Annotated in this window: 1 protein-coding gene; it reads right to left on the bottom strand. The window is 32.5% G+C overall.

The annotated features are described in order from the left end of the window. The coding region (locus tag OMES3154_RS06415) for a hypothetical protein (RefSeq protein WP_197271546.1) at positions 1 to 5,193 on the bottom strand (5,193 nt) is incomplete at its 3' end. Positions 5,194 to 5,323 lie beyond the last annotated feature (130 nt).

The following is a 5,323-nucleotide window of genomic DNA, read 5'->3' on the forward strand; positions in this document are numbered from 1 at the left end:
TAAATTATCTGATAGTCTTACTACTAATCCATTTGCAGATTGAGTTGTATCTTTTTCAACTGATATATTTCCTTTTGCTGACGAAGTTAAAGTTCCTGTAGTTCCTTCACCTTTAATAGTTAACTCCTCTCCCAGTTTTCTTGATACAGCATCGCCTGCATTTCCTTTAAATGTTATTGTTTTTCCATCTATTTGTGTTTTTGTATAAACATCTGCTTTATTTGCTTTCCCATTAAGATCATCTTTAGTTGCAAAACTTGAGCTATCAAAATCAATCTCAACTGTATTACTATCTTTAGCAACAGTTGTTATTTTACTATTCTCTTTTCCTTTTATTACTAAAGTGTTATCTTTTAGATTTAGTGTTTCATTTTGTTTACCATCTTGTGTTCTAGTTTCATTACCCTTAAATTTAAGTTTTACTGCACCCGCTTGTATTTTCTTTAATTGTGCAACGTTAACAGCATCAGTGTCATTACGACCTGCTGCTACATTTGTTATTCTTCTTGTTATATTTTGTTCTTCATTACCAACTGAGAATTCTCCACCTGTTGGAACCCATACTTTTGCCTCTGCCTTATCCTTAGAATTAATTAAACTATGGAATTGATGTTTATCTTGATCAGGTGTTACAGTTTGATCATAGCCTGTATATTGATATTCTTTTTGATCATTGATATAAGTTGTAGAACCATATTTAGCAACTGACCCACTACCTATTGCTACCGCATCTGGACCTTTAACTTTTGTATCTTTACCTATAGCTATACCATTTGTTTCCACTACATTCTCACTATCTTTATCATAAGAATGTGTCCCTATTACTATTGCGTCCGGCATACTATCACCTACTGTGATATTTCTACCTATAACTACTGAACCATTAGATTCTTTTCCTATTTGGTTATTATATCCTAGACCCACAGCTTCATCTGATGCTATAGCAGAGCTTTGATAATTTCTACCATTTTTATTTTCTCTCTTACCAACATAAACAGATTTTTGTCCTGTAACTGCAACGTGTGATCCTATTGCAACAGAAAATTCACCTGTTTCTTTATCAGTACCAGCTGCCACATGAGATGTAGCTCCTTTACCAGTTGAAGCATAATGTCCTATTGCTATTGACCTTGCTCCTGCTGCTCTTGCTTCTTTTGAACCTGCAAATGCTTCTTGTCCACTAGCAATAGATTTTACACCTATTGCTGCTGCCTCTTCACCAATTGAAGCTGAACTAACACCTAATGCTAATGAACCCTTGTCAGTTGCTATCGAGTGTGCTCCTATTGCTATTGATCCATTTCCTTTTGCACGAGTTCTGGCATATTTATCAGGAGTAGCTTCATTGGTAGTCAACTTATATTTACCAAGTACAGTATCATTTAACACCTCATTATACCCATCTGCATCATCAGACCCTATGGCTATTGCTCCTTTTCCAGTAACGTCTGTGTCGTTACCTATTGCAACTGATTGTTGTTCTAATGCCTTTACTCCTGATCCTATAGCTAGTGATGATTGTTCTTTTACATACGCTCCATTTCCTAGTGCTATTGATGATGGTGCATTTGTGTTATAAATAATATTAGCCTCATTATCTAATTTACCTTCTCCTGTACCTGCTTGTAGATTTTTATTAATATAGTATTTTCCACCTACTTGTGCTTCTGAACCTATTGCTATTGAATTGTTAGATTGATTAGATGCAGTAACATTTAATGTGTTTTTATTATTTGAAGTATCTCTAGTATAATTAAGATTTCCTATTCTACTTCCTTTACCTATTACTATAGATGAATCACCATTAGATACTGTATTAGAACCTAGAGCTATTGCTCCATCAGCTAAAGTTTGTGCTCCAACCCCTATACCAATATTATTAGCCGATCCTGTAATTGAGTTATTACCTAATGAAATACTTGAGTATCCTATTGATAGAGAGCTATTACCTATTGCAATTGCATTTGGTGTTAAAGAATATGTATTAATATAGATTTCGTCAGTTTGGTTTTCAATTTTTTTACTTATTGTTAATCTACTTGTGTCATTAGGATCACTTTTCCACCCAACTTGTGCATTATTCCCTAAAGCAATTGAATTAGCTGAATTTGGTGATGTAACTGCATTAAATCCTGCTGCTATTGAATCAGTTCCTAATGCTCTATTATTTTCTATATTTGAAAATTCTTTTAGTGATAATTCTTCTGAATTTAAAACACCATGTCCACTCTTATCATCCAATTTATTAATTGCTTCTTGCTTAGCTAACTCTAATTTATCTTTAAATTTTTTAAAATCAAAACTTCCATTTTGTAATTTAAATTCTCCATTTTGATTTTTTTGTGCTTTATCTACTTCCTCTTTCACATTATTATATTTTGTTATAAGTCCATTAAAAGTTATATATTTTCCTTCAATTTCACTTACTTTTTTATCTACTTCATCAGTAATTGATTTTGGAATAGTATCACCTGCAGCTTGTTTAGCTAATATTGTTAGTTGTTGTTCTTTTAATTTAACATAATCTTTATAGGCTGCTTCTTTTTTTATTGCAGCAACTGAGCTCTTAGATAGTTCTCCAGTTGTATTCACTGAGTAATATTTAACTCCTGAATCTTCACTATCACCTACAGCTAAATCTAATCTATCCTCTAATGATTTTAATTGAGCAACGTTTACAGCATCTGTATCATATGCACCACTTGCCACATTTATTATTCTTCTTTCTGCTCCAGATTTACCTATTGATAAAACTCCAACTCTACTTGAAGCCGGTATAGTATATGAACCTCTTGCTATCCAACCATCTTTATTTAATCCCTCTTGCTTACCAGGAGTATCTCCACCAGGATAGTCTGTTTCTGATAAATAACCTAAGGCAACTGAATTAGCCATATTTACTTTAGATTCTGCCCCAACTGCAGTTGCTTGTGATTTGTTAACACTAACACCAAACCCAATACCTAAAGAGTTTTTAATTCTTTCTGAATATTCTATACGTCCATCTTTTGCAACTATATTTCCACCAACAGATGTTCCAACTCCTAATGCTAGTGAGTTTTCACCATAAACACTTGTCCCTGTACCAATTGAAACAGAGTTCTTAGCTAAAACAGATGATCCTACCCCTATTGCAACTGAGTTATCTGCATCTTTTTCAATTAATGATAAAGTACCTAAGGCAACTGAGTTATTACCTTCGTTATATACTGCAGTACCTCCTGCAAATGAGTTATTTCCAGTATTATATACATAGTACCCAATTGAAGTAGCGTGATCTCCTACATTTTTAGTTTCCTTAACCTCTCTTTTACCAACATTAGAATCTGGGGTATACTCTTCAAATTTAGGAGCTTTTATCATTACATAATTACCACTTCCATTTTCCTGATAAATGTAGTCTGAACCTTTCTTATCATATGTTTTATTATTCAATGGCTTCTGTATTTTCTCATAATTACCATCTATTTCACTTAAACTATGAATTTGTTTTGCACCAACATGGGCTATACCTGGTCTACCTAAATAAGCACTATCATAATTAGTATTCTTTATTTTTACATATTGACCATTTATACTTGGTTCATATTTAATTTCTGTAGCACCAGTATGTGTTTGTCTAGTCTTTCTAGTATATCTATTACCATTTACAGGTTTTTGCTTAAGTTTAAATTCCCCATCTTTAACCTTAATATATTGTCCATTTTTGTTAGGCTTATATTCATCTTTATCTTTTTCGTATTTCTTTTGACTAATTGTTCCAGCTTCATATGATAGATATACCTTGTCTTTTTTTTCTAAATCAGAGAAATTCAAATCATTTTTTATTGTATTTTTTAAGTCTTCATTATTTGAATTAAAATTACTATTTCCAGTTATAATATTATTAACTATAGAGTCAACATCGCTAGTTAATAAGGTATTATTACTTCCTATTTGTGGATTATAATCTGAAATGCTAACTTTTCTTGAATCATTAATATTACTTATAGCTTTCTCACCACCATTTTCTAAATAGTAGTTAAACTTTCTTCTAAAATTTAAGGCTTGCCTATCATTTAAATCAGCATTTGATAATACACTTTCCCCAATTGCAACTGAACCTTCTCCAGCTCCAATAGATCCTCTACCAACTGCTAATGCTCCAATCTGTGTAGCTTCCGATTTATTACCAATTGCTAACGTTTGTTCAGCAAATACGTGTGCTTCTTCCCCAAGTGCTGTAGCACCACTAGCTTTTTCTGAAGCAAATGATCTTAATCCAATTGTTGTTGATTTTTCAGCTAATGAAAATGAAAGAGTCCCTAATGATGTTGACCCATTACCTGCAGCAACTGTTCTTGACCCTATTGCTATTGAACCCGTACCTTTTGCATATGTTGGAGAATATATTCTATTATCAACTTTATAATTATATCCTCCACCTTCATTAAATTTATAGTCACTAGTATCTTTTTTATTTTTTTGATATGAAACCATAAATTTTCTACGAAATCCATCTGAATTATCAGTATTTTTCTCATTCCAGTTAAAGAAATGAGTAACTCCAGTTACTTTTCCATTATATTTATCCTTATCCTGATATATACTTGTTATAATATCATCAGGTAGTACATCTTTATATATAGTTGATATATCATCACTACCTATTGCTATAGAGCTGTTTCCTCCAGCAAATACATCTGCTCCTAATGCTACTGATTGTGCTGTAGCACCTGTATTATTCCCAATACTTGTTGCTTGACCCTCATCTGCAGTTGCATTAAATCCTATTGCAGTTGCTCTTCCACTAGCAACAGAGTGTGATCCTACTACTGTACCATTATCCCCATGTATTTGAGATGAATATCCAATAGCTACTGATTTTTCTGCATATTGTTTTGTAAAACTAATTTGGCTCCCTAAAGCAACACTATCTTTAGCGCCATTTAAAGCACCTATATTGTTACCAAGTCCTACATTATTGTTAGAGAAGTTATAAGCTACTAATTTTGTTGCAACCTTACCGGCATATAATTCCCCAGTTGAACCACCTGTATTAGACGATATATACTCCCACCCAAAACTCACCGAACTCATTCCAATAAGTCCAGCCATTAAGAATGCTATTACCGTTTGGTCATTTATACTTATTTTCTTCTTAAAAGATCTTTTAAGCCATCTTTTTAGTTCTTCTTTATTAAATCTATCCATCTATTTCTCCAATCCTACATTTATTCCTAATTCTTTATATAAGCCATTTTGATTTAAACTTAATAGATATGTATTTATGTATGCATCTTTTAATTGTCTATCAGTTGCACTAATTTCTATTAGTTTTACG

It is taken from the genome of Oceanivirga miroungae (assembly GCF_902505095.1).
Classification (GTDB): domain Bacteria; phylum Fusobacteriota; class Fusobacteriia; order Fusobacteriales; family Leptotrichiaceae; genus Oceanivirga; species Oceanivirga miroungae.